Origin of the sequence: Micromonospora sp. NPDC049645, from assembly GCF_040675155.1 — a bacterium.
GTDB lineage: Bacteria > Actinomycetota > Actinomycetes > Mycobacteriales > Micromonosporaceae > Micromonospora.
This window is the reverse complement of sequence record NZ_JBFAOI010000003.1, coordinates 42,971-68,439: the sequence shown is the minus strand read 5'-3', so window position 1 is coordinate 68,439 and position 25,469 is coordinate 42,971. Positions and strand designations below refer to the sequence as shown.

Genomic DNA, 25,469 nt, shown 5'->3' with positions numbered 1-25,469 from the left:
CACATGTGGCAGGCCGAGGTACGCGTCGATCTCGACGCGATCCGCGAGAACGTGAGCAGGCTCCGCTCCGGTACGACCGCCGAGCTGATGGCGGTGGTGAAGGCCGACGGGTACGGCCACGGCATGCTTCCGGCCGCCCGCGCGGCGCTCGACGCCGGTGCGGACTGGCTCGGTGTCTGCACCCTCGACGAGGCGCTCGCCCTGCGGCGGGGCGGGGTGACCGTGCCGGTGCTGGCCTGGCTGCTCGCGCCCGGGTTGCCGCTGCACGAGGGGGTCAGCGCCGGGGTGGACCTGGGCGCGGCCAGCCTCGCCCAGCTGGACGAGATGATCGAGGCGAGTCGCCTCGCCGGGCGTCCCGCCCGCCTGCACCTCAAGATCGACACGGGGTTGTCCCGGGGCGGCGCGACCGTCGCCGACTGGCCCGCGCTGCTGGACGCCGCTGCCAAGGCGCAGGCCGACGGCCTGGTCGAGGTGGTCGGCGTGTGGAGCCACTTCGTGTACGCCGACTCGCCCGGCCACCCCACCACCGACCGTCAACTGGCCGTCTTCCACGAGGGGCTGGCCATGGTCGAGCGGGCCGGGTTGCGTCCGCGCTGGCGGCACCTCGCCAACTCGGCGGCCACCCTCACCCGCCCGGACACCCACTTCGACCTGGTCCGCCCGGGTCTGGCCATCTACGGGCTCTCCCCGGTGGCCGGCGAGACGTACGGACTGCGACCGGCGATGACCGCCCGCGCCCGGGTGATGCTCACCAAGCGGGTGCCCGCCGGCACCGGGGTCTCCTACGGGCACGCCTACACGACGGAAGCCGACGCGAACCTGGCCGTGGTGCCGCTCGGGTACGCCGACGGGGTTCCCCGGCACGCGTCCAACACCGGGCCGGTGCAGCTCGGCGGCGTACGCCGGACGATCTCGGGGCGGGTCTGCATGGACCAGTTCGTGCTCGACTGCGGCGACGACCCGGTGGCCGACGGTGACGTGGCGACGCTGTTCGGCAGCGGTGCCGACGGTGAGCCGACCGCGGACGACTGGGCCGAGGCCGTGGGCACGATCAACTACGAGATCGTCACCCGGTTCGGCGGCACGCGGGTGCCCAGGGTCTACGACGGCGAGAAACCATGAGTTACCGCATTCCGCGTCCCCGCACGGCCGCAGGCCGGGTCGCGGGGATCGTCGGCGCGGCGGTGGGGGTGGCCGCGGCGGGCCTGGCGGCCGGGGTCGCGACCGAACGCACCCTGGTCCGCCGGCTCAAGGCCGACCCGGCCGACCGCTACGCGCGCGAGACGTTCGACGAGCAGCGGTACGACGAGGCGTTCCGCCTGGAGTTGCCGGACGGTACGGACATCCACGTCGAGGTGGTCGAGCCGACCCGGCCGGTGCCGGGGCGCCCGACGGTGGTGCTGGTGCACGGCTTCTGCCTGGACATGGGGACGTTCCACTTCCAGCGCCAGATGCTGGCCGCCCGGGGTGACTACCGGATCGTGGCGTACGACCAGCCCGGCCACGGTCGGTCCGGCCGGTTGGAGACCGGGGAGTACGACCTCACGGTGCTGGGCCGGACGCTGCGCCAGGTGATCGACCGGACCGCCCCGGCCGGCCCGCTGGTGCTGGTCGGTCACTCGATGGGCGGAATGACCATCATGGCGTTCGCCGAGCTGTTCCCGGAGCTGTTCGGTGACCGGGTGGTCGGCACCGTTCTGATGGCCACGTCGGGCGGGCTCATCGCGGAGACCAAGCTGGTCGCACCCGCGTTGCTCGGCCGGGTCGGTGGCCCGGTGCTGTACATGGTCAGCAACGCCACCCGGTACGGCGGCCCGGTGATCGACAAGGCCCGCAAGTCGACGTCGAACGTGGCCTGGCTGCTGACCCGCAAGTACGGCTTCGGCACCCGCAAGCCCAGCCCGTCACTGGTGTCCTACGTGGAGACGATGAACTCCCGCACGTCGGCCGACACGGTGACCCGCTACCTGCGGACCCTGGCCACCCACTCGCGTTTTCCGGCGCTGGCGGCGCTGGCGGCGACTCCGGTGCTGGTGGTGGTCGGCGACAAGGACATGATCACTCCGGTGACCCACTCCGAGGAGATCGTCCGTCGGTTGCCGCACGCCGAGTTCGTCAAGATCAAGGACAGCGGTCACGTGGTGATGTTGGAACACGCGGACGAGGTCAACGCCGCCCTGGCGCGGTTCCTGGAGTCATTGCAGAGCGTGGAGGAACGGTGAGTCACGTCGTCAAGCTGCCGACCGTCGAGGACACCCGGGACTTCGGCCGGCGGCTGGCCGGGTTGCTGCGCGCCGGCGACCTGGTGCTGTTGACCGGACCGTTGGGTGCCGGCAAGACCGCGCTGACCCAGGGCATCGGCGCCGGGCTCGGTGTCCTCGGGGACATCACCTCGCCGACCTTCGTGATCGCCCGGGTGCACCGTCCCGATCCGGCCCGAGGCGATCGGGTGGCGCTCGTGCACGCCGACGCGTACCGGTTGGGGAACGCCACCGACCCGCGCGCCGAGATCGACGACCTCGACCTCGACGCGTCGGTGGACGACTCGGTGACCGTGGTGGAGTGGGGCGAGGGCCTGGTCGAGCAGTTGGTGGACACCCACCTGCGGGTCCGCATCGACCGCCGGGACGACGACACCCGCATCGTCGAACTGGACCCGATCGGTGGCGACTGGGCCCGGCGGCTCGCCGACCTGGGCTAGGCCGGTCGCTGTCGTACCCGATGCCTAGAGTGCGGGGGACCGACCCGCGCTGTGAGAGGTTCCTGATGCCCGACGACACCCCCGCCCTGGATCTGCTGGCTCTGCTGCCGGAGCAGTGGCGTGCCGTGCTCACCCCGCACCTCGACCCGGCACGCACCGCCGCGCTGGCCGAGTTCGTCGCCCGGGAATACGCGACGCAGACCGTCTTCCCGCCGCTGGAGGATCTGTTCTCGGCTTACCGGCTCTGCCCGCCGCAGGACACCCGGGTGTTGATCCTCGGTCAGGATCCTTACCACCGGGCCGGGCAGGCACACGGGTTGAGCTTCAGCGTCCGCGACGGCGTGACGGTGCCGCCGTCGTTGCGCAACGTCTTCAAGGAGCTGGGCGAGGACGTGGGCGTTCCCAAGCCGCGCAGCGGCAACCTCGACGGCTGGGCCGCCCAGGGCGTGCTGCTGCTCAACGCGGTGCTGACCGTGCGCCAGGCCACCCCGGGCTCGCACGCCAACGCGGGCTGGGAACAGTTCACCGACGCGACCATCCGCGCCCTGGACGCGGCACCGCAGCGGGTGGTCTTCCTGCTCTGGGGTGGCTACGCCCGCAAGAAGGCTGCGCTGGTCACCAACCCGCAGCACGTGGTGCTGGAGGCCGGTCACCCCAGCCCGATGAACCCGCGCGGTTTCCTCGGCAGCCGCCCGTTCAGCGCCGCCAACAAGGCGCTCGCCGACGCCGGCCTGCCCACCATCGACTGGGAACGCACCGCCGGCTGAGCCTGCTCGTCGACGCCCTGCCGCGGCGGTTGCCGCTACGCTGCCGCTGCCGTGGCCGGCGCGGCCTTCGGTGGCGCGGTCGGCGCTGGCTCAGTTGCCGCTGGTCAGCTGCCGGTTCCGGTAGCGGCGCAACAGCTCGGCGGCGCGTGGCTCGCGCAGTTCCAGCTCGACGAGCGGCACCACCTGGTAACTCCGCCCACCGTGGCGCACCTCGACCGTCTCGGGCAGTTCGTCGCACATCGTGGCCCTGATCTCCCCGTACCGGGTCGACCACCGGTGCTCGCCCGGCTCCTCGGGCTCCAACCACACCCCGCCGAACTCACCCCAGCGGGCGTTCCACCGCTGGCCGTAGTTCGCTTCCAGCCACCGGGTGAACGGTTTGGCGTCCCGCCAGCGCAGGGCGATCTCCAGCGCGTCGACCGGCACCGGCGCTCCCTGCAACAGCGCGGCGGTGCTGCCGGTGAGCACCTGCGGGACGTCCGGGAGCCGATCCAGCAGCTCATCCAGGCCAAGCCCGTCGATCCGCTCGGCGATCGGCTGGGCGGCCAGGTCGTCGATCCGGGCGTCGAGGTGCGCGTCCAACGGCTCGACGCCGATGACCAGCTGCACGTCCATGGCGGCGAGCACCCGTTCCAGCACGGCGATGCTGGGCGCTCGATCGCCGCCCTCGATCCGGGCGACCGTCGCCTGGCTGATCCCGGCCAACTCGGCCAGCTCGCACTGGCTCAACTCGCGTGACTGCCGCTGCTGACGAATCGCAGTGCCGATGAGACCGACGAGACGAGTGGATGGCATCTCGGGATGGTGGACCAGGCCGGCCGGCGGTGGAAACCGCTGAGGCGGATTCACGACTGGACGACCTTCGCCCCGTTCCACCGACCGCGTCGACCTTGTCCCGCCGTACGGCGAACTCCGCCTGGTCCTCGCTCGCAGAGCGACGTGCCACCGGCGACCGGGGCCATCTCCTGATGAGCGGCATACCTGTGAGTCATATTTATGACCCACAGGTATATCGCTCAACCGCGGATGTGGCCGATCCCCTCGGCCGAGTGGTGCCGGTGGACCGGTCCGTGCCGGGTGGGCCGGTCTGTGCCGGGTGGGCCGGTCCGTGCCCGGTGGCTTGGACCGTGCCGGGGAGATCAGACCGTGCCGATGGGTCGGACCCGTCCGGCGGGGTGGGGCAGGGCGTGACCGGGGCGCGGAGCGGGGCGGCTAGGCTGGCTTACCGTGCTCGTACTCGTGGTGGACAGCTCGACCCCCGCGGTCACCGCAGCGCTGGTGGAGGTCTCGGCGGACGGCGTGGCGCCCCGGGCGCACCGGTGCACCGTCGATGCCCGCGCGCACGGTGAGCTGCTCGCGCCCCAGGTGGACGCGGTCCTCGCCGACGCCGACGCGCGCCCGCGCGACCTGACCGCCATCGTCGCCGGGCTCGGCCCGGGGCCGTTCACCGGGCTGCGGGTCGGCCTGGTCACCGCCGCGACCATGGGGCAGGTGCTCGGCATCCCCACGTACGGCGTCTGTTCGCTGGACGCCATCGGCTATCCGGCGACGTCCGGCGAGCCGGTGTTGGCCGCCAGCGACGCCCGGCGCAAGGAGCTCTACTGGGCCGTCTACGACGCTGCCGGTCAGCGGATCGTCGGGCCCGAGGTGTCCGCACCGGCGGTGGCCGCCGCGCGCGCCCGCGAGCTGGGCGCGACGATCGCGGTCGGCGACGGGGCACACCGGTACGCGGAGGTCCTGGATCTGCCGGTTCGGGTCGAGCCGCGCTACCCGGACGCCACCGTGCTGGCGCTGCTCGCCGCCGAGCGGATCCGGGCGGGCGCGCCCAGTGAGAGGCTCACCCCGCTCTACCTGCGCCGCCCGGACGCGGTGGCCGCGGCCGGCCGCAAACCGGTCCTGCCATGACGGCGGTACGGCTCGAACCGTTCCGCTGGTGGCACATCGACGACGTGCTGCCCATCGAGGCGGACCTCTTCGGCGCGGAAAAGTGGTCGCCGGCCATGTTCTGGAGCGAACTGGCCAACGGGCACCATTACCGGGTCGCCGTCGACGTGGACGGTTCCGTGCTCGGCTACGCCGGGCTCGCCGGCGCCCCGCCGGACGAGGTGTGGGTGCAGAACATCGCCGTCCGCCGGGACGCCCAGCGGCGTGGCGTAGGCCGCGCGCTGCTGGAGGAGTTGCTCGCCGAGGCGGCCCGGCGCGACGCCCGCACCACCCTGCTGGAGGTCGCCGTGGACAACGCGGCAGCCCAGCGGCTCTACGCGACGTACGGGTTCGAGCCGGTCGGGGTGCGGCGCGGCTACTACCAACCGAGCAACACCGACGCGCTGGTCATGCGGCGCGACGCCGAGCCGACCGGGGACGGACCACACGACCATGGCTGACGAACCACTGATCCTGGGTATCGAGACCTCCTGCGACGAGACCGGCGTCGGCATCGTGCGGGGGCACACCCTGCTGGCCGACGCGCTCGCCTCCAGCGTGGAGGAGCACGCCCGGTTCGGGGGCGTGGTGCCGGAGGTGGCCAGCCGGGCCCACCTGGAGGCCATCGTGCCGACCATGGACCGGGCGCTGACCGAGGCCGGCGTCACGCTGGCCGACATCGACGCGATCGCGGTCACCTCCGGGCCTGGGCTGGCCGGCGCGCTACTGGTCGGCGTCGCCGCCGCCAAGGGGTACGCACTCGCCGCCGAGAAGCCCGTCTACGGCGTCAACCACCTCGCCGCCCACGTCGCGGTGGACACCCTCGAGCACGGCCCGCTGCCCGAACCCGCCATCGCGCTCCTGGTGTCCGGCGGTCACTCGTCCCTCCTGCTCGTCGATGACCTGGCCCGGGGCGTCACCCCGCTGGGCGCCACCATCGACGACGCGGCCGGGGAGGCGTTCGACAAGGTCGCCCGGCTACTCGGGTTGCCGTTCCCGGGAGGGCCGCCCATCGACCGGGAGGCGCGTTCCGGCGACGCCGAGGCGATCGCCTTCCCCCGCGGACTGACCGCCGCGAAGGATCTCGCCGCCCACCGGTACGACTTCTCCTTCTCCGGGCTGAAGACGGCGGTGGCCCGGTGGGTCGAGGCCCGCCAGCGTGCCGGCGAGTCGGTGCCGGTGGCCGACGTGGCCGCGTCCTTCCAGGAGGCGGTCTGTGACGTGCTGACCAACAAGGCGCTCGCCGCCTGCCGCGCGCAGGGCATCGAGACCCTGGTGATCGGCGGGGGAGTGGCGGCGAACTCGCGGCTGCGGGCGCTGGCCGAGCAGCGGGCCGAGAAGTACGGCATCCAGGTCCGGGTGCCCCGGCCGAAGCTGTGCACCGACAACGGCGCGATGGTGGCCGCGCTCGGTTCGCACCTGGTCGCCGCCGGGGTCGCGCCCAGCCGCCTGGACCTGCCGGCCGACTCAGCACTGCCGCTGACCACGGTCAGCGTGTGACGGAGGCGGCAGACATGATCGTGCGGATGTGGGAGGCGCGCGCCGAGGCGTACGGCGTCGCCGACCTGATCACCTGGGTGTGCGACACCGCACTGCCCGAGTTGGAGCACGACCCGCTGTACGTCTCCAGCGAGGTCTTCTCCTCCACCGACCACCGCGTGGTGGTCATCTCCAAGTGGCGCAGCAACCCGCGCTCGCTACCGGACCCGCCGGCCCTGTTGGTGGCCCGTGCCCCGCACTCCTGGGATTTCACCCAGGTCGACAGGTGACACGAGCCACCAACGAGCGCACCGCCGACGGTCAGCTGCGGCGCAGCATCCGGTAGGTGGCGATTCCGCCGGTGCCCAGCGCGGCGAGGAAGACCAGCCAGACGACGGTACTGCTGACTCCGGGCTGGGGGCCGGCGTTCGCTCCGGCGGCGGCCAGCAGCCCGTCCTTGCCGGGGGCGGGCAGCGCGGCCGGCGGCAGCTCCGGCCAGCGCACCAACCCGGTGCTCTCCAGCATCTGCATGTGGTGCATGACGAAGCCGTTGGCGTCGTCGCAGAGCTTGCGGACGGTGGCGTCGCGTGTGCTGGCCCGCACCGCGCCGATCACCGGGAAGATCTTGCCGTGGGCGACCCGGAGCCGGGTGACGAAGATCTGGTCGAACCGGGCGCCGGAGGCGTTCTGCATCTCCGACAGCCAGCCCTTCTGCTCGGCGGTCGGCTCGCTCGGGATGGCCGTGCCGAGCTTGTTGGCCGCGTCAACGACCAGCTGGTCGAGCCGCTGGTGCTCGTTGGCGATGCCGGCGCCGATCTCCCGGACCTTCGCCGACTGGCCCTTCTCGGCGGCCATCTGACCGGCCGGCATCTCCCACAGCCCGGCCAACCGCACCCCGTTGAGCAACGTCATGTCGGCGGCGTTGAGTTGCTGACCACCGGCGGGCGCGGCGACGGCCACACCGGGCAGGACACCGACCCCCGCGATGACCGCGATGAGCAGCATCGCCGCTCGGTGGGTCCGGGTGCCCAGTCGTCGATGGGCGGATCTGAGCGGTGCCATGTCTGTGGTGCCTCCTCGGTCCGGACCGGAACGCGTCTGGACCGGGCAGCCGTACCTCCCGGTTGCCCGTCCGCCCACTGGTACGGACTGATCGCGCGATCAGTTCATCGCGCGGCCACGCGGATCAGCGGGTGGCGGCGAGCAGGCCGCCGAGCAGCAGCAGGGTGAGCGCCGCGGCGGCGAAGACCATCAGCAACTCCCGACGCCCCTGCCCGACCGGGCCGACGTCGACGATCGGGTCGGGCAGGGCCGGCAGATCGCGGGTCAGCGCGGCCAGGTCGCCGAGGGTGCGCGCCGTCCACACCGCACCCGCCCGATCGGAGAACTCGTCCAACGTCAGCCGGCCCGCCGCGGTGTGCTGGTGCAGCGCGGCGACCACCCGGTTGCGGTCGTCGTCGGAGGCGCGCAGCTCGACATCCACGCCGGACAGCGTACGCGGATCAGCCCACGTCGAGGGGGTCGGCGAGGAGCCGTTCGAAGGCCAGTTCGGCGGCCCCGATGAGGGGCGCGTCGGCACCCAGTCCGGGGGTGCGCAGCCGTACGTGCTCCAGGCAGGCGCCGAGCGCGTTGGAGTTGAGCCGGCTGCGGATCTGCGCCGCCGCCGCGAGGTAGAGGTCCCGCATCGTTCCGCCGAAGATGACCATCTCGGGGTTGAAGACGTTCACCAGGTTGGCCACCCCGAAGCCGAGCCAGTCGCCGGCCTGGCGTACCGCCGTCTGGGCCCGGGCGTCTCCCCGGTCGGCGGCGTCGAAGACCCCCAGCAGCGCCTCGCGGCCCCGGGCGTCGGAGCGTCCCGCCGCGCGCAGGATGCCGTGCTCACCGATCTCGGTCTCCCAGCAACCCCGGGAGCCGCACTCGCAGGGCTTGCCGTCACGGACCACCTTCATGTGGCCGACCTCGCCGCCGTAACCACCGTGCCCGGTGAGCCGGCGCCCACCGGCGATGATGCCGGCGCCCACGCCGACGTCGCCGTACAGGTAGAGGACGTTGTCGCAGCCCGCGGCCACACCCCGTGCGTGCTCGGCGAACGCGGCCACGTCGGCCACGTTGCCCACGGTGATCGGCACGCCGATGCCCAACTCGTCGGCGAGGGCCGCGCCGATCGGCTCGTCCACCCAACCGGTGGTGGGGCCGAGCCGGACCAGGCCGTCGTCCCGGCGGACCATGCCGCAGACCGCGACGCCGGCACCGACGCAGATCGCGTCGGCCGGAACCGTCTGCTGCATCTCCTTGACCGCGCCGGCCAGCAGCGGCGCGGCGTCCGCGGCCAGCAGGCCGCGCGGTCGGTCCAGGTCCCGACGGTCCAGGACCGCGCCGCCCAGTCCGATCCGGGCGGCGCGCAGCCGGTCCACCTCCACGGAGTACGCGTACGCGTAGACCCGGGCCGACTCGGGCCGGACGACGAGTGACGGTCGTCCGGCCCGGCCGGTTTCCTTCGGTGCCCCTTCGCTGACCAGCCCCACTGCGGACAGGTCGGCGGTGAGCGCGCCGATGGTGCTGCGGTTGAGGCCCAGCGTGGTGGTCAGTTCGGCACGCGTGGTCGCCCCGTGGACGTGCACGTGCCGCAGCAGGGCCCCGAGGTTCTGCCGTCGGACGTCGTCCTGGCTGGGTCCTGGGCGCATGGTGGTGCTACCTCCCGCGGTCAGCGGGTGCCGGTTGCTGCCGCGCGGCGGCGGGAGAGCGCGTCGACGCTGGCGGCGAGCAGCAGCACAACGCCGGTGACCACGTACTTGACTCCCGCGCTGTACCCCATCAGGCCCATTCCGTTTTCGATGACCGCGACCACCGCGCCGCCGAGCACGGCGTCGAGGACGCGGCCCTTGCCACCGAAGAGGCTGGTGCCACCGATCACCGCTGCGCCGACCGCGTAGAGCAGTACGTTACTGCCCCCGGTGTTCGGGTCGACCGAGTTGGCTCGGCTGGCCGCCACGATGCCGCCGATCGCCGCCATGGACGAGCAGATCATGAAGACCGAGATCCGGATCCGGTCGACCTCGATGCCGGCCCGGCGGGCCGCTTCCCGGTTGCCGCCCACCGCGTAGATGTGCCGGCCGTAGCTGGTTCGTTGGAGGACGAAGGTCCACACGATCAGGAGCACCGCGATGATCGGCACCACGATCGGCACGCCCTTGAGGGAGCTGATCACGACGTTGCGGCTGCGTTCGAGGTTGAGCACGTACACCGCGGTGCCGAGGATGACGGCGAGTCCGCCGATCCGCAGCGCCACCACCGCGAGCGGGTCGGTGATGAGGCCACGGGCGACCCGGTTGCGGTGGCGCAGCAGTTGCACCGCGGCGTAGCCGACGACCGCGAGGGCGGCCAGCGCCCAGCCCACCGTGGGGGCGAGGTTGCGGTTGGCGATGGCGACCAGCACCTCGTCGCGGACGGAGATGTTGGTGCCCTCCTTGACGAGCAGCAGCACGACGCCCTGGAAGGCGAGGAAGCCGGCGAGGGTGACCACAAAGGACGGGATACCGATTTTCGCGACGAGCATGCCGAGCGTGGTGCCGATGACCACGCCGGTGGCGACCGCGGCGAGCACGGCGACCCACCAGGGGTAGCCGAGCACGGTGACGACGTTGGCCAGCACCGCCGCGCAGACGCCGCTGGCGAAGCCGGCGGAGAGGTCGATCTCGCCGAGCAGCAGCACGAAGACCAGGCCCATCGCGATCAGCGTGACCGCCGCGCCCTGGGTGAAGAGGTTCGCGAAGTTGCCGGCCGACAGGAACGACGACGGCCGCATGACCGCGAAGACGGTGCAGAGCACGATCAGACCGAGTACGGCCGGCAGCGCCCCGACGTCGCCACCGCGTACCCGGCTCAGGTAGTTGCGGGCGTGGCTCCCGACGGTCGGCGGCGGTGTGACGGCCGCGGGGCCGTCCTTCCGCACGGCGGTGGTGGTCATCGGACGCCTCCTGAGATCGAGTCGGCCGGCTGCGGGCCGTCGCCGTTGCTGCCCGGGTCGGTGGCGAGGCCGAGCCCGCCCGAGCGCCCGGCGGTGATCAGTTCGACCACCTGGGCGTGGGTGATGTCGGTGGTCTTCACCTGGGCGACCATCTGGCCGAGGTACAGCGCGGCGATCCGGTCGGAGACGGCGAAGACGTCGTTCATGTTGTGCGAGATGAGCACCACGGCCAGGCCGTTGTCGGCGAGACGGCGGACCAGTTCGAGCACCTGGGCGGTCTGTGCCACGCCGAGCGCCGCGGTCGGCTCGTCAAGGATGACCAGCTTGCTGTTCCACAGCACCGCCTTGGCGATGGCCACGGTCTGGCGCTGGCCGCCGGACAGGCTGGACACGTGCTGGCGAAGTGAGGTGACGGTGCGGATGGAGAGCCCCGCGAGTGTCTCGGCGGCTAGCTGTTCCATGGTCGGCTCGTCCAGGACGATGCCGTTGCGCTTCTCCCGGCCGAGGAACATGTTCTGCACGATGTCCAGGTTGTCGCAGAGCGCGAGGTCCTGGTAGACGACCTCGATACCGAGCGCGGCGGCGTCGCGGGGGCTGCCGATGTGTACCGGTTCACCGTTGAACAGGAACTCTCCGGCGTCGGTGGGGTGGATGCCGCTGATGCACTTCACCAGGGTCGACTTACCGGCGCCGTTGTCGCCGACGAGTGCGGTCACTTCTCCCGGGTGGACGGTCAGGGCGACGTCGCGGAGCACCTGGACGGGACCGAAGCTCTTGTCGATCCCGCGGAGTTCCAGCAGGGGGGTCGCGGACACGGGGGTCTCCTTCTTAAGGGAGGGTCGGGGCCCGTCCGGCGGGCGCCGCCCGGCACGGGAGGGTGCTCCCGTGCCGGGCGGCGTTGTTCGTCGCGGCGGGTACTACGGCGTCGGTCAGCTGATGCCGGCTTCGCCGCAGAGCTTGGCGTACGCCCCGGCGCAGACCTCTTCCTTGGTCACGTAGCCGTCGGCGATGACGTCCTTGATGGTGTCCTTGTAGATGGCCTTCGGGGTGAGCAGCACCGAGGGCACGTCGCGGCCACCCTCGGGGTCCTTCACCGTCTGGCCGGTGTCCTTCTTCTCGCCCTTGGCGAGCGCGATGGCCAGGTCGGAGGCCGCCTTGGCCTCTTCCCGGACCGCCTTGTAGACGGTCATGCACTGGTCACCGGCGAGGATGTTCTGCAGGCCCTCGGTGCTGGCGTCCTGACCGGTCACCGGCACCTTGCCGTTGAGCTTGTTCTTCTTCAGGATCGAGATGGCCGCGTTGCCGAGACCGTCGTTGGCGGCCAGCACGCCGTCGATCTTGCCGTTGGCCTTGGTGAGCTGCTGCTCGAAGATGGTCGCGGCCTGCGCGTTGTCCCAGGCCGGCACGGCGTCCTCGGGGCCCTTGACGTACTCCTTGGCGTCGAACTTCGGCTTGAGCACCGAGTCGTAGCCGGCCTTGAACAGGGTGGCGTTGTTGTCGGTGGGGGAGCCGTTCAGGTACGCCACGACGGGGTTCTTGGCGCCCTTCTCGGTCAGGCACTTCGACAGGCCCTCGCCCTGGAGCTTGCCGACGGTCTCGTTGTCGAAGCTCACGTAGTACTGGGCCGAGCCGCCGAGGGTGAGCCGGTCGTAGTCGATGGTGGCGACGCCCTGCGACTTGGCCTTGTCGAGCACGGCCTTGCCGGTGCCCGAGTCCAGGTTGACGATCATCAGGGCGGTGACGCCACCGGTGATCATCTGGTCGGCGATGGTCTGGAAGGCGGTCTTGTCGTTCTGGGCGTTCTGGATGTCGTACTGGACGCCGGCGGCCTTGAACGCCTCCTCCAGGAAGCGACGGTCCGCGGTCTCCCAGCGGGCGGAGGACTTGCTGTCCGGAAGGATCACGCCGATCTTGGGAGTCTTGTCGGAGCCGGCCGACCCGGAGCCGGAGTCGTCGCTACAGGCGGTCAGCCCGCCGGTCGTCAGCAGGCCCACGGCGGCAATGGTGAGGATCCCCTTACGCATGTGCAGGGTCCTTTCGGGGTGGGGGAGGTGTTGTTTTGTTGTGCCCGGCAACGTATTTCGCGTCACACCGGCTCCACAAGACCGCGCAGCTACCTAGTTTGTTGGGGGCGATAACAATTCAGCAACGCGACTGTTACTCCCCGGGTATCCCACCCAGGAGCCGATGTAACGGCGGTCGTCAGCGGGTCTGCAACGGCGCGGTGCGAGCGTCGGTCAGCGCCACCAGATCCGCCGCCGCCAGTTCGAGTTGCAGGCCGCGTCTACCAGCCGAGACGTAGATCGTCGGAAGATCCAGCGCGGATTCGTCGAGCACCGTGGGCAACCGCCGACGCTGCCCGAGCGGGCTGATCCCACCGCGTACGTAGCCGGTGGCCCGCTCGGCGACCGCCCGATCGGCCAGTGCCGCCCGCTTGCCGCCGACCGCCGCCGCGAGCGCCTTGAGGTCCAGCTCGCCGGTGACCGGAACGACCGCCACCGTGAGCGCGCCGTCGACCTCGGTCACCAGCGACTTGAACACCCGCTCGGGTGCCACGCCGAGCGCCACCGCCACCAACGCGCCGTAGTTCGGGGCGTCCGGCGCCACCCGGTACGGATGGGTGCGATGCGCGATCCCGCGCTTGACCAACAGTGCCGTCGCCGGCGTGCCCTGTCCCGCCACGGCGACGAGGTTAGTGCCTGTGTCAGGTGCTAATCGACCGGCCGGCCGATCAGCACCGTCGGTGCGCCGTCGACGCGGGTGAGCACCAGGCTCGCCGCCGCGTCCCCGTTCAACCGCAGATCACGCCGCAGCTGCTCCGGGGTGAGCGCCGAACCCCGCTTGAGGATCTCCACCCGGCCCACCCGACGCTCGCGCAGCAGCGCCCGCAGCCGCTTGAGCGAGAACGGCACAACGTCGGTGATCTCCAGGCAGCGCGCGTACGGGGTGCGGACCGGCTGGTCGGCGTAGAGGTAGGCGATGCTCGGATCGCCCAGGGTGGCGTCCAGCTCGGTGGCCAGTTCGGCGACGAGGTGCGCGCGGACCACGGCCGGGTCCGGGTCGTACAGGTAGCGGCGCGGCGGCCCGACCGGTGCCTCGGCGGCACCCGACCCGGTGAGCTGGTGGCGGGCTCCGGTGCCCTGCTGGCGGTAGAGGGTGGCGCGGCGGGGCACCTCCGCCAGCTCGCCGCACCACAGCGCGGCCTCGACCAGGTCGCCGTCCACGCCGACCCACTCCGCCTCCGCGCCGGCCGGAATGAGCGCGTGGTCCAGGCCCGGTGCCACCTTCACCACCGTGCGCGGCACCCGCTCGGCCAGCCCGGTGACGAAATCCCACGGTGGCGAGTAGGCGCGTGGGTCGAAGATCCGTCGCCCGGTGCCGGTGCTGCGTCGGGCCGGATCGCAGAAGACCCCGTCGACCCGCGACACGTCGAACGCGGTCGCGTCACCGCACTCGACCGTGAACAGCTCGGCCAGCCCGGCCGCCTCGGCGTTGGCGGCGGCCATCGCCGCGGTCACCGGGTCGGCCTCCACCCCGTACACCCGGATGCCGGCGCGGGCGGCGGCCAGCGCGTCGGCCCCGAGCCCGCACCCGAGGTCGGCCAGGGTGCGCACGCCGGCCGCGGACAGCCGGGCGGCCCGACGGTCGGCGACCACCCGGCGGGTGGCCTGCTCCAGGCCGGGGCGGGTGAGGAACATCCCGGCGGCGGCGGCACCGAACTTGCCCACCGCCCGGTGGCGCAGCTCGGCCTGGGTGAGCGCCGCCGCGGCCAGCGTCGGTGGCACCCCGGCCGCGCGCAACGCCGACGCCGCGGCCAGTGGATCACCGCCGGCCAGCCCGGCCGCCGCCGTGAGCGCGGCCGACCCCTCGGGGGTACGCAGCGCCGCCAGCTGATCGAGATCCACAAGGCCATTGTCCCGGCCGACCCGGAAATCCTGCCTGGCGGGGCGCGACGCGCTGGCACTCTCCTTGACGGAGTGCTAGCTACGGAATAACCTGCGATTAGCACTCTCACCCTGAGGGTGCCAGCTTCCGGGTCTCGCGACCCGGGTGCGCACGCCAGGCGGACCGGCACCCGCGACGACGGCCCCGCCCGGTGGCATGAGGCAGATTGACGCTGGTCAGCCCCGCTGGCCAGCAACGAAACCAGTACCCCAGGAGGGTATGCCCGTGACTACCGCGACCAAGGTTGCGATCAAGCCGCTCGAGGACCGCATCGTGGTCCAGGCGAACGAGGCTGAGACCACCACGGCGTCGGGCATCGTGATCCCCGACACCGCCAAGGAGAAGCCGCAGGAGGGCACCGTCCTCGCTGTTGGCCCGGGGCGCGTCGACGACAACGGCAACCGGGTTCCGGTTGACGTCCAGGTCGGCGACACCGTCCTCTACTCGAAGTACGGCGGCACCGAGGTCAAGTACGCCGGCGAGGAGTACCTGGTGCTCTCCGCCCGCGACGTCCTCGCGGTCATCGAGAAGTAACCAACCGATCAGTGCCACTGCCCCGGTCCGGCTCGCCGGGCCGGGGCAATGGCGCTTCGAAGGGACATTAATGGCGAAGATCCTGAGCTTCTCGGACGACGCCCGGCACCTGCTGGAGCACGGTGTCAACGCCCTCGCGGACGCGGTCAAGGTCACCCTCGGCCCGCGCGGGCGCAACGTCGTCCTGGACAAGAAATTCGGTGCGCCGACGATCACCAACGATGGTGTGACCATCGCCAAGGAGATCGAGCTCACCAACCCGTACGAGAACCTCGGCGCGCAGCTGGTCAAGGAGGTGGCGACGAAGACCAACGACGTCGCCGGCGACGGGACCACCACCGCGACCGTGCTGGCCCAGGCGATGGTTCGCGAGGGTCTGCGCAACGTGACCGCCGGGACCAACCCGGCCGGCCTCAAGCGGGGCATCGACGCGGCGGCCACCAAGGTCTCCGAGGCGCTGCTCGGCCGTGCCGCCGAGGTCACCAGCAAGGAGTCGATCGCGAACGTGGCGACGATCTCCGCACAGGACTCCACCATCGGCGACCTCATCGCCGAGGCGATGGAGCGCGTCGGCCGCGACGGTGTCATCACCGTCGAGGAGGGCTCGATGCTCACCACCGAGCTGGACGTGACCGAGGGTCTCCAGTTCGACAAGGGCTTCATCTCGCCGAACTTCGTCACCGACCTGGAGAGCCAGGAGTCCGTCCTCGAGGACGCGTACATCCTGGTCACCACCCAGAAGATCTCGGCGATCGAGGAGCTGCTGCCGCTGCTGGAGAAGGTCCTGCAGAACAGCAAGCCCCTGCTGATCATCGCCGAGGACGTGGACGGCCAGGCGCTCTCCACCCTGGTGGTCAACTCGCTGCGCAAGACCCTCAAGGTCTGCGCGGTCAAGGCCCCGGGCTTCGGTGACCGGCGCAAGGCGATGCTCCAGGACATCGCGATCTCCACGGGCGCCGAGCTGGTCGCCCCGGAGCTGGGCTACAAGCTCGACCAGGTCGGCCTGGAGGTGCTCGGAACCGCTCGGCGCGTCGTGGTCGACAAGGAGAACACCACGATCGTCGACGGCGGTGGCCAGAAGGCCGACGTCGCCGACCGGGTCGCCCAGATCCGCAAGGAGATCGAGGCCTCCGACTCCGACTGGGACCGGGAGAAGCTGGCCGAGCGGCTGGCGAAGCTCTCCGGTGGCATCGCCGTCATCAAGGCTGGCGCGGCCACCGAGGTCGAGATGAAGGAGCGCAAGCACCGCATCGAGGACGCCATCGCGGCGACCAAGGCTGCGGTCGAGGAGGGCACCGTGCCCGGCGGCGGCGCCGCCCTGGTGCAGGTCCTCTCGGTGCTCGACGACGACCTGGGCTTCACCGGTGACGAGAAGGTCGGCGTCTCGGTCGTCCGCAAGGCGCTCGTCGAGCCGCTGCGCTGGATCGCCCAGAACGCCGGTCACGACGGCTACGTCGTGACGCAGAAGGTCGCCGACCTCGAGTGGGGCAACGGCCTCGACGCCGCCAAGGGCGAGTACGTCGACCTGGTCAAGGCCGGCATCATCGACCCGGTGAAGGTGACCCGCAACGCGGTCACCAACGCCGCCTCGATCGCCGGTCTGCTGCTCACCACGGAAAGCCTCGTGGTGGAGAAGCCGGAGCAGGCCGAGCCGGCCGCCGCCGGCGGGCACGGCCACGGTCACGGCCACCAGCACGGCCCGGGTTTCTGACCCGGTAGCGACACCCGTCCCGGGGCACACCGTCGTACGGCGGTGTGCCCCGGCTCGTTCTGCGGTCGCTGCCGGGTCTTACCGAACGCTGACGTTGTTGGCGACCCGGCAGCATGATCGCGCACACTGGGCCGATGAGCACCACGTCACGGCGATACGCCGCGTTGGCCGGGATCACCGCCGCCGCCGTCGCGATCGGGATCGCCGAACCGGTCGCGGTGTTGACCGGCCCCCGGTCGGCGCCCCTGGTCGCGGTCGGCGGGGTCGTCGTCGACGCCGTCCCCGAGTCGCTGAAGCAACTCGCCATCGACCTCTTCGGCACCGCTGACAAGATCGCGCTGCTGGTCGGCACGGCCCTGCTGCTCGGAGGCTTCGCCGCGCTGTTCGGCGTACTCGCGGTTCGTCGGCTGGCCCTCGGCCTGGCCGGCATCGCGCTGTTCGGCGTCATCGGTGTGGCCGCCGCCTTGACCCGCTCCGGAGCGGACCTCGCCGACGCGCTGCCGTCGCTGGTCGGCGCCGGTCTCGGCGCAGTGGTGCTCTGGCTGTTCATCGCCGGGCCGTTCGAGCTGGACCCCTGGTCCTGGTCACCACCCACACCGACCACGCGGTCCGCCGGCCCGGCGTCGCCTGCCGCTTCGGTGCCGCCTGTCAGTTCGGTGCCACCCGCCGGCTCGGTGCCGCCTGTCGGTTCGGCGTCGCCCATCGGGCCGGTGCCGCCTGTCGTCCCGGTGCCGTCCGCCGACTCGGGGCCAGCGTCGCAGGGTGAGCCGCCGACGGAAGCCCCGCCGGCATCCGAGAGCCTGCCGGTGTCTCCGGCCGCGCCGGTGCCGGTGACTCCCTCCGTACCGACGGCGGCGGACGAGGGGGTCGGGCCCGCGGGAGTCGACCCGGAGTCACGGCGGCGGTTCCTCACCGGGAGCGGGGTGCTGCTCGGCACAGCCGTGGTGGCCGGTCTCGGCGGGCGATGGCTGGCCGGTCGGCGCGGCGTGTCGGCAGCCCGGAACGCCATCCGCCTACCCGCGCCGGTCGCCCCCGCACCGGCCGTGCCGGCCGGCGCGGATCTCGCGCTGACCCAGCTCGCGCCGTACGTCACCCCGAACTTCGGGTTCTACCGGATCGACACCGCACTGGTGGTGCCGCAGGTCGACCCGGACACCTGGCGGCTGCGGATCCACGGGCGGGTCGGCAAGGAGCGCACCTACAGCTACGCGGATCTGTTGGCCCGGCCGCTGGTCGAGCGGTACGTCACGCTGGCCTGTGTCTCCAACGAGGTGGGTGGGGACCTGATCGGCAACGCCCGCTGGCTCGGCGTACCCCTGCGGGAGCTGCTCGACGAGGTGGAGCCGGACGACGACGCCGACCAGGTCGTCGGCCGATCGGTCGACGGCTGGACCTGCGGCACCCCCACCGCCGCGCTGCGCGACGGACGGGACGCGCTACTGGCGGTCGGGATGAACGGCGAGCCGCTGCCGGTCGAGCACGGCTTCCCGGTCCGAATGGTGGTGCCGGGCCTCTACGGCTACGTGTCGGCCTGCAAGTGGGTGACCGAACTGGAGCTGACCCGGTTCGCCGACTTCGACGCGTACTGGGTGCCGCGCGGCTGGTCGGCCCAGGGCCCGATCAAGACCCAGTCGCGGATCGACACGCCCCGAGGGCGCAACCGACTGACCGCCGGGCCGGTGACCGTCGCCGGTGTGGCCTGGGCGCAGCACCGGGGCATCCGCCGCGTCGAGGTACGCGTCGACAACCAGGATTGGCAACAGGCTGAGCTGGCTCCGACCGTGTCGGTGGACACCTGGGTGCAGTGGTCCTGGCGGTGGGACGCCACGCCGGGCGAGCACCGGCTCCAGGTCCGAGCGACGGACGCGACCGGCGAAACCCAGACCGAGCGTACGCAGGACGTCGCCCCGAACGGCGCCACCGGCTGGCACACCGTCACCGTCACCGTCCGCTGACCCACCGGCCCAGCGTCGCGCCACCCGGGTTCGCGGCATCGACGAACTGCTCGGACACCGGTGCCGGTGCCGCCAGGTCGGCCCCCGCAGCCCCCGATCAGACCGTGCGGGCAACCACCGGTTGAGCCTGCTTCAGGCCGGTACCCAGGATCTGCGGTTCGGGCGCGTGGAAAGGCCGCTGGCCGGCACCCGGTGGTGGGTGCCGGCCAGCGGTCGGTGTCCTGCTGTTCTCGTGTGGGTCAGCTGTTCCAGTACTGGCCGACGAGGTCGGCGGCCTGCTGCTCCCACTGGGCGTACGCGTCCGGGTAGGCCGAGACCTGCACGGTCTGGGCGGCCTGGGTCAGCGGCATGTCCTGCCAGCCGTCAACCTGGCGCAGGCCCTTGAGGAACGCGGTCGTCGAGTACTCGGGGTTGGTGATCTGCTCCGGCGTGCCCCAACCCGAGCTCGGGCGCTGTTGGAACAGGCCCAGCGAGTCGTGGTCGTTCATGTCGCCGAGGTGGCCCAGGTTGTCCAGCTTCGATTCCTGCAGGCTCGTCGCGATCGAGATGACCGCGGCCCGCTCCGGGAGACCGGCCTTCTTGGTGGCGGCGATGATCGCCTTGGCGTTGGCGCTCTGCTCGTCGTTCAGGGTGATGCGGGACTGGTCGCCCTGGGTGCCGTGCGGGATCAGCTTGCTGGTGTCGGGCTTGTCAGCCTGCGCCGCCACCGCGACGGGCTTGGCATCGACCGGGTTGGCGTGGGCGGCGATCGGGCCGGCGAACACACCACCGGCGAACGCGAGACCAGCAACGGACAGCATGCTCTTACGCATGATCGTGTTCATGGGGGTAGCTCCTTCGGGGGTAGGACACCCCGGCCGCCAAACAGGGGGACGGCGGTCAGGGTGTGAGCACCTCGTCCGGCGCTGCACAAACAAGGGGAAAGTCTGGGGGGTGACGCCTACGGTTACTTGGCGTCGGGGTCGGCGGCCTGACGAGCGGGGGCTCGTGGCGCCGGGACCGTGTGTAACGACCCGGGGGCCGGGGTCATTCCGGGGGGCTGGCCCCTAGCTCGGGCGGTGCCCGAAGCGGGCCGGTCGTGGGGACTGCAATGACCGGGGGGCCGGGGTCATTCCGTGGCCCACCTGCCGGCACCCCATCGTGGCGGTGTCCGGTCGGTCGTGGGGACTGCAACGACCCGGCGCCGGTTGGCATTCCAACCCGCGTGACCTGCACCCCGTGAGGGCGGGAGCGAGCCGGTGGTGCTGCGATCGTCAGGGTGTGTAACGACCCCGGGCCGGCCACGATTCCGGCCCACGGGTGCGACCGGTCACAGGACGGAGTGTCACAGACCACGCGCGGGCCGCAGCACAAGGCAAGCCACAGGACCGCAGACCGGACAAATCCCCCACGACGTCGTCAGTCCGCCCGTCGGACTCGCGCGCCCATGCCTTGATCCACTCGGTTTTGCTGAAATCGGGGCATCCCGCCCACCGGGACGCCCCGACTTCAAGAACCTCGTGTTGATCTTGCCCTTTTCCCGAACCTTCGGCGAGTAGGCGAAGCTCGGAACCCGGCGGAACGGGTGAAACCGCGCGAACCGCGCTTCCGGAGCGGAGGCGCGGTTCGCGGATGTCAGGGTCGTGGTCGGGTCAGGCGACGTTGCGCTGTGCCGGAACGGTCGACTTGTGCGGGCGGCCCAGCCGGGCCTCCAGCCGTGCGACGTCGACCCGGGCGTGCCGGCGGTCCGCCAGGTCCTCCCAGCCGACGGCGAGCAGGCGCAGGCGCTCCGACTCGCTGAACCCGCCCCACACCCCGTACGGCTCGCGCACGGACAGTGCGTGCGCGGCGCATTCGGCGCGAACCGGGCAGGCGCGGCAGACCGACTTGGCGGCGGACTCCCGACGCAGCCGAGAGGAGCCGCGTTCGCCGTCGGGGTGGAAGAACTGTGCGCTGTCGCGCCCTCGGCAGGCACCGAGTCGCTGCCAGTCCCAGAGATCGACGATGGGTCCGGGCAGTCTACGTACGTTCGACATCAGCACCCCTCCTCCCGCGCGGCTCCGCGAGAATCCTTGTGGCCGGCATCCGGGCGGCGGGCCGCGCAGGCGCACCGTCCCGGCCTGGATCTCCCGGTACCCGGGCTGTCGTCAACTCACACGTGTGTGATCGAAAACGTCCCGGAAATTGCGGCTTTTGCCCCATCTGTCGGAAAAGTTCGAAGGATTGCCGGGAACCCCCTCCCCAGCCGACCGGGTCATGGTCTGCTCGTGGGCGGAGAGGAGACCACAGTGCGTACCGTTCTTGTGTGCGTTCGGACACCACTCGCGGCCCAGCACCTTACTTCTGCTGCCGCGCGGCTGGGGTTGTCCGCGATCGTTCGTACCGCCGTCTCTGATCCCGAGGTGATGCTGCGGTTGGCCGAGCGCCCGGCCGACGTGGTGCTGGCCGACACGGCCCTCACCCGGCCGGACAGCGCCGGCTTCGTCCGCCGGGTGTTGGCGCGTGCGCCGCAGGCGGCGGTGCTGCTGCTCGGCACCGAGGAGTCCGAGGCCGCGGCCGCCACCATCAGCGCCGGTGCCCGGGGCCTCATCCAGAATGTCGACCATGACCTGACCAGCGCGGTGGCGAAGGCCCTGCTGCTGCTCACCGCCCCCGGCCGTGCCTCCCGGCAGCGGATCACCGATCCGGTCCGCGACGCCGCGGCGGTGGGTGGTTCCGGTCGCTCCGGGCCGTCGCCACGCGGCTCCGGCGAGCCCGGCTGGGCGGCCACGCCCGGTGACGGGCCGGCCGGTCTGGCGTCGGTGCCGGTGCAGCGGGGCGACGACGAGCCGGAGGCGGCGACCGGCGAGTCGGGGGCGGCTCAGACCGATGCCGCCCGTCCCGCCCCGAACAGTCGGCCCACCCGGGCGTCGATCGGTCTGACCGAGCGGGAACTTCAGGTGCTGCTCGGCATGGCCGAGGGCAAGAGCAACGCGGAGATCGGCCGGGAGCTGTTCGTCTCGGAGGACACCGTGAAGACGCACGCCCGGCGGTTGTTCCGCAAGCTTGGCGCTCGGGACCGGGCGCACGCGGTGGCGGCGGGGTTCCGGGCGGGTCTGGTCGCCTGACCTACCCGCCGCGCGGAAGCCGGACCCGCTGGGCGGCAGGCGTCACGCGGTGGCTGTCGGGGCGCCCGGCTCGTCCTCGGTGCCCTCGGACAGGGTGTCGTGCACCCCATCCGCGTAACCCCGGGCGTAGTCCCAGGTCACGTAGTGGTCCGGGTCGGGGTCGTACGCGGGCTCGTGCACCCGGGGCCGCCCTGAGTTGAGCAGGTGCCGCAGGTTGCCGCGCAGCAGGTCCCAGTCGAAGTAGTGCGGCTCGCGGCAGTCCTCGCATTCGATGACCAGCCCGCGCACCCCGATCGGGGCCAGCAGCGCCTGGTAGATCTCCAGATCGGCGAGGTCCTCCAGCACGTCCTGCCGCTCGACGTCGGTCAGCGGATCCGGCGTCGCGTCATCGCCCGGGTCATCCAGACCCGCGGTCGGATCGGCCGGGTCGCCATTGAACGGGTCGATGGGCTCGTCGTGCACCCCCTCACCGTAGACCCAACGCGGCGCGAACGTCCGCCCCCCGGCCTCCGCGCCGAGCCGGCCCGCCACGGAGGGCCGAGCCGGCCCGCCACGGAGGGGTCGCCCAGCTCACTGGGTACGATGAAGCGACGTGCCGGCACCGTGGTGCGCTCCGGTGCCCGCCCGCGCCACCTCGCTGAAGCCCATCCGAGCAGCTCAGGGGAGCAATCGTGGAAAATTCGCCCAGCACCGATCTTCCGGCCGGCGTCGAGCACGCCGACCTGGGCGGCCACCTGCCCGAGTTGCCGGCCGGCTCCGCGCGGGTGGTTCCGCTCGGGCTCACCTTCGATGACGTGCTGCTTCAGCCGGGCGAGTCGGACGTGGTGCCCAGTCGGGTCAACACCCGGACGAAGCTCACCCGCAACATCGAGCTGTCCATTCCGCTGCTGTCCAGCGCGATGGACACGGTGACCGAGGCCCGGATGGCCATCGCCATGGCCCGCCAGGGCGGCATCGGCGTGTTGCACCGCAACCTCTCCCTGGAGGACCAGGCGCTCCAGGTCGACCTGGTCAAGCGCTCCGAGTCCGGCATGATCACCAACCCGGTGACCGCCAGCCCGAACGACACCCTGCGCGAGGTCGACGAGCTGTGCGGGCGTTACCGCATCTCCGGCGTCCCGGTGGTGGACGGTGAGGGTCAGTTGGTCGGCATCGTCACCAACCGGGACATGCGTTTCGTCACCGAGCCGAACACTCCGGTCCGCGAGATCATGACGCACACCCCGCTGATCACCGCCCGGGTCGGCGTGAGCAAGGACGAGGCCCTGGCGCTGCTGCGTCAGCACAAGGTCGAGAAGCTGCCGATCGTGGACGACTCGGGCCGGCTGCGTGGCCTGATCACGGTCAAGGACTTCACCAAGAGCGAGCAGTACCCGGACGCCAGCAAGGACGACGCCGGCCGGCTGCGGGTGGCGGCGGCCATCGGGGTGGGCGAGGACGCCTACAAGCGGGCCCGTGCCCTGGTCGACGCGGGCGTCGACGTGCTGATCGTGGACACCGCGCACGGTCACCAGCGGGCCGTGCTGGACATGGTCCGCCGGCTCAAGGCCGACGTGACGGTCGACATCATGGGCGGCAACGTGGCCACGTACGCCGGCGCGAAGGCGCTGGTCGACGCTGGCGCCGACGGCGTCAAGGTGGGCGTGGGCCCGGGCGCGATCTGCACCACCCGGATCGTCGCCGGGGTCGGGGTGCCGCAGGTGACCGCGATCATGGAGGCGGCTCGGGCCGCCCGCCCGGCTGGTGTGCCGGTGATCGGCGACGGTGGCATCCAGTATTCCGGCGACATCGCCAAGGCCCTGGTGGCCGGCGCCGACACGGTGATGCTCGGCAGCCTGCTCGCCGGCTGCGAGGAGAGCCCCGGTGAGCTGATCTTCGTCAACGGCAAGCAGTTCAAGACGTACCGCGGGATGGGGTCGCTCGGCGCGATGCAGTCCCGGGGCCAGGCCAAGTCGTACAGCAAGGACCGGTACTTCCAGCAGGACGTGCTCAGTGACGACAAGCTGGTCCCCGAGGGCGTGGAGGGCCAGGTGCCCTACCGGGGGCCGCTCTCCCGGGTGGCCCACCAGCTGGTCGGCGGTCTGCGACTGGCCATGGGGTACGCCGGTGCGGAGAACATCCCCGATCTGCACCGCCGGGGCCAGCTCATCCGGATCACCGCGGCCGGCCTGAAGGAGAGCCACCCGCACGACATCCAGATGACCGTCGAGGCGCCCAACTACCACACCCGCTGACCCACCACCCCCAACCACCTGGAGTCCCCCATGCGTGACGTGGTCGAGATCGGGCTGGGCAAGACCGCGCAGCGCGGCTACCACCTGGACGACATCGCCATCGTGCCGAGCCGCCGTACCCGGGACGTCGACGACGTCTCGACGTCCTGGCAGCTCGACGCGTACCCGTTCGGCATTCCGTGCGTCGGCCACCCCTCCGACGCCACCATGAGCCCGGCCTCGGCGGTGCGCCTCGGTCAGCTCGGCGGCCTCGGCGTGCTCAACGTGGAGGGTCTCTGGACCCGCTACGAGAACCCGACGAAGGTGCTGGACGAGCTTGCCGGCCTCGACGAGGAGGCCCGCGCCACCAAGCGACTCCAGGAGGTGTACGCCGAGCCGATCCGCCCGGACCTGATCGCGGAGCGGGTCCGCGAGCTGCGTGCCGGCGGTGGCACGGTGGCGGTGCGGGTCTCCCCGCAGCACACCCTGGCGCTGGCTCCGGTGATCCTGGACGCCGGGGTGGACATCCTGGTCATCCAGGGCACCATCGTCTCGGCCGAGCACGTGTCGACCACCGACGAGCCGCTGAACCTCAAGGAGTTCATCGCGGACCTCGACCTGCCGGTGATCGTCGGCGGCTGCACGGACTACAAGACGGCGCTGCACCTGATGCGTACCGGCGCGGCGGGCGTGATCGTGGGCATCGGTGGCGACGAGTGGTCGACCACCGAGTCGGTGCTGGGCATCCGGGTGCCGATGGCCACCGCGATCGCCGACGCCGCGGCGGCCCGTCGCGACTACCTGGACGAGACCGGCGGCCGGTACGTGCACCTGATCGCCGACGGCGACATCCAGACCTCGGGCGACATCGCCAAGGCGCTCGGCTGCGGCGCGGACGCGGTGATGCTCGGTGAGCCGCTGTCGCTGTGCGACGAGGCGCCCGCCGGTGGTGCCTGGTGGCACTCGGCGGCGAGTCACCCGTCGCTGCCCCGGGGCGCCTTCGAGGTCTCCGGTGAGCCGCTCGGGTCGATGGAGCAGCTGCTCTTCGGTCCCGCCGACGAGGCCGACGGCCAGCTCAACCTGTTCGGTGGGCTGCGTCGGGCCATGGCCAAGTGCGGTTACCGCGACCTGAAGGAGTTCCAGAAGGTCGGTCTGGTCCTCGACCGCTGACCGGTCCCAGACGCCGGA

Annotated in this window: 26 protein-coding genes; 14 read left to right on the top strand and 12 right to left on the bottom strand. The window is 71.6% G+C overall.

Annotated elements, in window-relative coordinates:
• The first annotated feature begins 3 nt into the window (after positions 1-3).
• From alr to ung, 4 genes are all read left to right on the top strand, one after another.
• On the top strand, positions 4-1,122 hold the full coding sequence (alr, locus tag AB0J33_RS08800) for an alanine racemase (RefSeq protein ID WP_363611486.1): 1,119 nt from the start codon (positions 4-6) through the stop codon (positions 1,120-1,122).
• Entirely contained in the window at positions 1,119-2,222 is a 1,104-nt protein-coding gene (locus AB0J33_RS08795) for an alpha/beta hydrolase (protein ID WP_363611484.1), read from the top strand. Before alr ends, AB0J33_RS08795 begins: the two co-directional genes overlap by 4 nt.
• A complete protein-coding gene (gene tsaE, locus AB0J33_RS08790) occupies positions 2,219-2,701 on the top strand; it encodes a tRNA (adenosine(37)-N6)-threonylcarbamoyltransferase complex ATPase subunit type 1 TsaE (RefSeq protein ID WP_363611482.1) in 483 nt (160 codons plus the stop codon). Before AB0J33_RS08795 ends, tsaE begins: the two co-directional genes overlap by 4 nt.
• Positions 2,702-2,766: 65 nt before the next feature.
• Entirely contained in the window at positions 2,767-3,468 is a 702-nt protein-coding gene (gene ung, locus AB0J33_RS08785; protein WP_363611479.1) for a uracil-DNA glycosylase, read from the top strand.
• Positions 3,469-3,558: 90 nt separating this feature from the next.
• On the opposite strand, the gene AB0J33_RS08780 is transcribed toward ung, so the two are convergent.
• Positions 3,559-4,263, bottom strand: coding sequence for a helix-turn-helix transcriptional regulator (locus tag AB0J33_RS08780; protein WP_363611477.1), 705 nt, complete (start codon positions 4,261-4,263; stop codon positions 3,559-3,561).
• A gap of 432 nt (positions 4,264-4,695) precedes the next feature.
• Here AB0J33_RS08780 and tsaB point away from each other — a divergent pair, with 432 nt between their 5' ends.
• Genes tsaB through AB0J33_RS08760 form a run of 4 tightly spaced genes read left to right on the top strand, consistent with a single transcriptional unit; the run spans position 4,696 to position 7,160 of the window.
• A complete protein-coding gene (gene tsaB, locus AB0J33_RS08775; protein WP_363611475.1) occupies positions 4,696-5,373 on the top strand; it encodes a tRNA (adenosine(37)-N6)-threonylcarbamoyltransferase complex dimerization subunit type 1 TsaB in 678 nt (225 codons plus the stop codon).
• Positions 5,370-5,852 (top strand): ribosomal protein S18-alanine N-acetyltransferase, encoded by a 483-nt coding sequence (rimI, locus tag AB0J33_RS08770; protein ID WP_363611473.1) that lies wholly within the window; start codon positions 5,370-5,372, stop codon positions 5,850-5,852. Before tsaB ends, rimI begins: the two co-directional genes overlap by 4 nt.
• A complete protein-coding gene (gene tsaD, locus AB0J33_RS08765) occupies positions 5,845-6,891 on the top strand; it encodes a tRNA (adenosine(37)-N6)-threonylcarbamoyltransferase complex transferase subunit TsaD (RefSeq protein ID WP_363611471.1) in 1,047 nt (348 codons plus the stop codon). The genes rimI and tsaD overlap by 8 nt, the downstream gene beginning before the upstream one ends.
• A 14-nt stretch (positions 6,892-6,905) precedes the next feature.
• A complete protein-coding gene (locus AB0J33_RS08760) occupies positions 6,906-7,160 on the top strand; it encodes a hypothetical protein (RefSeq protein ID WP_363612354.1) in 255 nt (84 codons plus the stop codon).
• Between the two features lie 31 nt (positions 7,161-7,191).
• On the opposite strand, the gene AB0J33_RS08755 is transcribed toward AB0J33_RS08760, so the two are convergent.
• From AB0J33_RS08755 to AB0J33_RS08720, 8 genes are all read right to left on the bottom strand, one after another.
• A complete protein-coding gene (locus AB0J33_RS08755) occupies positions 7,192-7,932 on the bottom strand; it encodes a DUF4142 domain-containing protein (RefSeq protein WP_363611469.1) in 741 nt (246 codons plus the stop codon).
• A 124-nt stretch (positions 7,933-8,056) separates the two neighbouring features.
• Positions 8,057-8,353 (bottom strand): DUF1707 domain-containing protein, encoded by a 297-nt coding sequence (locus tag AB0J33_RS08750; RefSeq protein ID WP_363611467.1) that lies wholly within the window; start codon positions 8,351-8,353, stop codon positions 8,057-8,059.
• Between the two features lie 19 nt (positions 8,354-8,372).
• Positions 8,373-9,554, bottom strand: coding sequence for an ROK family protein (locus AB0J33_RS08745; RefSeq protein ID WP_363611465.1), 1,182 nt, complete (start codon positions 9,552-9,554; stop codon positions 8,373-8,375).
• Between the two features lie 20 nt (positions 9,555-9,574).
• Entirely contained in the window at positions 9,575-10,837 is a 1,263-nt protein-coding gene (locus AB0J33_RS08740) for an ABC transporter permease (RefSeq protein ID WP_363611463.1), read from the bottom strand.
• Positions 10,834-11,652, bottom strand: a complete 819-nt coding sequence (locus tag AB0J33_RS08735; RefSeq protein ID WP_363611461.1) for an ATP-binding cassette domain-containing protein — start codon at positions 11,650-11,652, stop codon at positions 10,834-10,836. Before AB0J33_RS08735 ends, AB0J33_RS08740 begins: the two co-directional genes overlap by 4 nt.
• A 114-nt stretch (positions 11,653-11,766) precedes the next feature.
• A complete protein-coding gene (locus AB0J33_RS08730; RefSeq protein WP_363611459.1) occupies positions 11,767-12,861 on the bottom strand; it encodes a substrate-binding domain-containing protein in 1,095 nt (364 codons plus the stop codon).
• A 178-nt stretch (positions 12,862-13,039) separates the two neighbouring features.
• A complete protein-coding gene (gene ybaK / locus AB0J33_RS08725) occupies positions 13,040-13,519 on the bottom strand; it encodes a Cys-tRNA(Pro) deacylase (protein ID WP_354974164.1) in 480 nt (159 codons plus the stop codon).
• A gap of 29 nt (positions 13,520-13,548) precedes the next feature.
• Complete coding sequence (locus tag AB0J33_RS08720) at positions 13,549-14,742, bottom strand: methyltransferase domain-containing protein (RefSeq protein WP_363611457.1); 1,194 nt, start codon at positions 14,740-14,742, stop codon at positions 13,549-13,551.
• A 259-nt stretch (positions 14,743-15,001) separates the two neighbouring features.
• On the opposite strand from AB0J33_RS08720, the gene groES reads away from it, so the two are divergent.
• The 3 genes from groES to AB0J33_RS08705 all read left to right on the top strand — a co-directional run bounded on the left by groES (position 15,002) and on the right by AB0J33_RS08705 (position 18,982).
• Positions 15,002-15,316: a co-chaperone GroES gene (gene groES, locus AB0J33_RS08715; RefSeq protein WP_030330046.1), complete on the top strand. Its 315-nt coding sequence runs from the start codon at positions 15,002-15,004 to the stop codon at positions 15,314-15,316.
• Positions 15,317-15,386: 70 nt separating this feature from the next.
• Positions 15,387-17,027: a chaperonin GroEL gene (groL, locus tag AB0J33_RS08710; RefSeq protein WP_363611454.1), complete on the top strand. Its 1,641-nt coding sequence runs from the start codon at positions 15,387-15,389 to the stop codon at positions 17,025-17,027.
• A 134-nt stretch (positions 17,028-17,161) separates the two neighbouring features.
• On the top strand, positions 17,162-18,982 hold the full coding sequence (locus AB0J33_RS08705; RefSeq protein WP_363611452.1) for a molybdopterin-dependent oxidoreductase: 1,821 nt from the start codon (positions 17,162-17,164) through the stop codon (positions 18,980-18,982).
• Positions 18,983-19,221: 239 nt separating this feature from the next.
• Here the strand turns inward: AB0J33_RS08705 and AB0J33_RS08700 are convergent, their stop codons facing one another.
• Positions 19,222-19,806, bottom strand: coding sequence for a hypothetical protein (locus AB0J33_RS08700; RefSeq protein WP_363611450.1), 585 nt, complete (start codon positions 19,804-19,806; stop codon positions 19,222-19,224).
• Positions 19,807-20,613: 807 nt separating this feature from the next.
• Positions 20,614-20,997 carry a WhiB family transcriptional regulator gene (locus AB0J33_RS08695; RefSeq protein WP_091406539.1) on the bottom strand — a complete coding sequence of 128 codons (384 nt, stop codon included), beginning with the start codon at positions 20,995-20,997 and terminating at the stop codon, positions 20,614-20,616.
• A 252-nt stretch (positions 20,998-21,249) separates the two neighbouring features.
• Here AB0J33_RS08695 and AB0J33_RS08690 point away from each other — a divergent pair, with 252 nt between their 5' ends.
• Positions 21,250-22,068, top strand: coding sequence for a response regulator transcription factor (locus tag AB0J33_RS08690; RefSeq protein WP_363611448.1), 819 nt, complete (start codon positions 21,250-21,252; stop codon positions 22,066-22,068).
• A 42-nt stretch (positions 22,069-22,110) separates the two neighbouring features.
• Here AB0J33_RS08690 and AB0J33_RS08685 read toward each other — a convergent pair whose 3' ends face one another.
• A complete protein-coding gene (locus tag AB0J33_RS08685) occupies positions 22,111-22,530 on the bottom strand; it encodes a DUF5319 domain-containing protein (protein ID WP_363611446.1) in 420 nt (139 codons plus the stop codon).
• A gap of 209 nt (positions 22,531-22,739) precedes the next feature.
• Between AB0J33_RS08685 and guaB the strand changes: the two genes are divergently transcribed.
• Positions 22,740-24,302 (top strand): IMP dehydrogenase, encoded by a 1,563-nt coding sequence (guaB, locus tag AB0J33_RS08680; RefSeq protein WP_363611444.1) that lies wholly within the window; start codon positions 22,740-22,742, stop codon positions 24,300-24,302.
• A 30-nt stretch (positions 24,303-24,332) separates the two neighbouring features.
• Positions 24,333-25,451 carry a GuaB3 family IMP dehydrogenase-related protein gene (locus AB0J33_RS08675; protein WP_091406427.1) on the top strand — a complete coding sequence of 373 codons (1,119 nt, stop codon included), beginning with the start codon at positions 24,333-24,335 and terminating at the stop codon, positions 25,449-25,451.
• Positions 25,452-25,469: the final 18 nt, after the last annotated feature.

What these genes read in the sequence shown, in the direction of transcription:
- groES (WP_030330046.1), top strand. Translation starts at nt 15,002, where the DNA reads ATGCCCGTGACTACCGCGACCAAGGTTGCGATCAAGCCGCTCGAGGAC.
- AB0J33_RS08795 (WP_363611484.1), top strand. Translation starts at nt 1,119, where the DNA reads ATGAGTTACCGCATTCCGCGTCCCCGCACGGCCGCAGGCCGGGTCGCG.
- groL (WP_363611454.1), top strand. Translation starts at nt 15,387, where the DNA reads ATGGCGAAGATCCTGAGCTTCTCGGACGACGCCCGGCACCTGCTGGAG.
- AB0J33_RS08705 (WP_363611452.1), top strand. Translation starts at nt 17,162, where the DNA reads ATGAGCACCACGTCACGGCGATACGCCGCGTTGGCCGGGATCACCGCC.
- AB0J33_RS08760 (WP_363612354.1), top strand. Translation starts at nt 6,906, where the DNA reads ATGATCGTGCGGATGTGGGAGGCGCGCGCCGAGGCGTACGGCGTCGCC.
- tsaD (WP_363611471.1), top strand. Translation starts at nt 5,845, where the DNA reads ATGGCTGACGAACCACTGATCCTGGGTATCGAGACCTCCTGCGACGAG.
- AB0J33_RS08695 (WP_091406539.1), bottom strand. Translation starts at nt 20,997, where the DNA reads ATGTCGAACGTACGTAGACTGCCCGGACCCATCGTCGATCTCTGGGAC.
- AB0J33_RS08700 (WP_363611450.1), bottom strand. Translation starts at nt 19,806, where the DNA reads ATGAACACGATCATGCGTAAGAGCATGCTGTCCGTTGCTGGTCTCGCG.
- AB0J33_RS08780 (WP_363611477.1), bottom strand. Translation starts at nt 4,263, where the DNA reads ATGCCATCCACTCGTCTCGTCGGTCTCATCGGCACTGCGATTCGTCAG.
- AB0J33_RS08745 (WP_363611465.1), bottom strand. Translation starts at nt 9,554, where the DNA reads ATGCGCCCAGGACCCAGCCAGGACGACGTCCGACGGCAGAACCTCGGG.
- rimI (WP_363611473.1), top strand. Translation starts at nt 5,370, where the DNA reads ATGACGGCGGTACGGCTCGAACCGTTCCGCTGGTGGCACATCGACGAC.
- AB0J33_RS08755 (WP_363611469.1), bottom strand. Translation starts at nt 7,932, where the DNA reads ATGGCACCGCTCAGATCCGCCCATCGACGACTGGGCACCCGGACCCAC.
- AB0J33_RS08740 (WP_363611463.1), bottom strand. Translation starts at nt 10,837, where the DNA reads ATGACCACCACCGCCGTGCGGAAGGACGGCCCCGCGGCCGTCACACCG.
- AB0J33_RS08730 (WP_363611459.1), bottom strand. Translation starts at nt 12,861, where the DNA reads ATGCGTAAGGGGATCCTCACCATTGCCGCCGTGGGCCTGCTGACGACC.
- alr (WP_363611486.1), top strand. Translation starts at nt 4, where the DNA reads ATGTGGCAGGCCGAGGTACGCGTCGATCTCGACGCGATCCGCGAGAAC.
- AB0J33_RS08675 (WP_091406427.1), top strand. Translation starts at nt 24,333, where the DNA reads ATGCGTGACGTGGTCGAGATCGGGCTGGGCAAGACCGCGCAGCGCGGC.
- ung (WP_363611479.1), top strand. Translation starts at nt 2,767, where the DNA reads ATGCCCGACGACACCCCCGCCCTGGATCTGCTGGCTCTGCTGCCGGAG.